The 1,016-nt window shown below is 42.7% G+C and carries 1 protein-coding gene; it reads left to right on the top strand.

Features of this window, described 5'->3' with window-relative positions; translation table 11 throughout:
• Nucleotides 1-53: 53 nt before the first annotated feature.
• The gene (locus H7T99_RS10520; RefSeq protein WP_201036002.1) at nt 54-989 is read left to right on the top strand and encodes an IS30 family transposase; all 936 of its coding nucleotides are present in this window, start codon (nt 54-56) and stop codon (nt 987-989) included.
• Nucleotides 990-1,016: the final 27 nt, after the last annotated feature.

Genomic DNA, 1,016 nt, shown 5'->3' on the forward strand with positions numbered 1-1,016 from the left:
TTTCATTGGTGTAAACTGTAAGTAACCACACAAACAGAACCCGAGGAAACACTATGAGCTACTCCCATCTTACCATAACCGAGCGAATAAAGATAGAAGCCTATTTGGAATTAGGTTTGAAACCTTGCCAAATTGCCAACAAACTTGGCGTACATAGATCCACCATCTCAAGAGAGTTAAGACGATGCCAAAATGGCTATTCCGCAGCCTTAGCACAGGAACAGTACGACCACAGGGCTAAACAAAAAGGTCGGAAGTCTTGTTTGACACCAGAGTTGAAAAAGGAAATTGAGGACGGTTTAAAATCCTCTTGGTCGCCTGAACAGATTTGTGGCCGCTATCAGCTTGAACAAAAGCCAATGGTAGCTTTTAAAACCATCTATAACTGGCTCTACGCCGGTTTGATTGATCTGGATTTAAGCGTCCTGCGTCGTAAAGGAAAGACTCGACAACCCAAAGAAACACGTGGGACATTTAGGATTGGCACATCAATTGCCAAACGTCCTAAAGAGGTCAGGAATCGTGAGACTTTTGGCCACTGGGAGCTTGATACTGTGGTGTCTTCCAGAGGCAAAAGCAAGGGCTGTTTAGCGACCTTTCTGGAGCGAAAAACGCGCTTTTACTTAGCTTTCAAGATACCAGACAGAACAGCCAAATCCATGTTTTTAGCCATCAAACAACTTTGTAAGCTATTTCCAAAAGAGGCTCTTAAAACCTTCACTTCAGACAGGGGAAAAGAGTTTGCCTGCTATCCTCTGGTAGAGAACTTAGGAATTTCCTTTTTCTTTGCGGACGCCTATTCATCCTGGCAGAGAGGAAGCAATGAAAACGCAAATGGCTTACTAAGAGAATATTTCCCAAAGAAAACAGATTTAGCCGCTATCTCTGAGGAGGCTTTGAACAAAGCCTTATATGATATCAATCACAGACCGCGAAAATGTTTAGCTTACAGAACTGCTTGTGAAGCTCTAGAGGATGAGTTCGAGTAAATGTTGCACTTATTCTTGCAATTTATC

Source organism: Streptococcus sp. 17.1 (assembly GCF_016648655.1).
Classification (GTDB): domain Bacteria; phylum Bacillota; class Bacilli; order Lactobacillales; family Streptococcaceae; genus Streptococcus; species Streptococcus salivarius_E.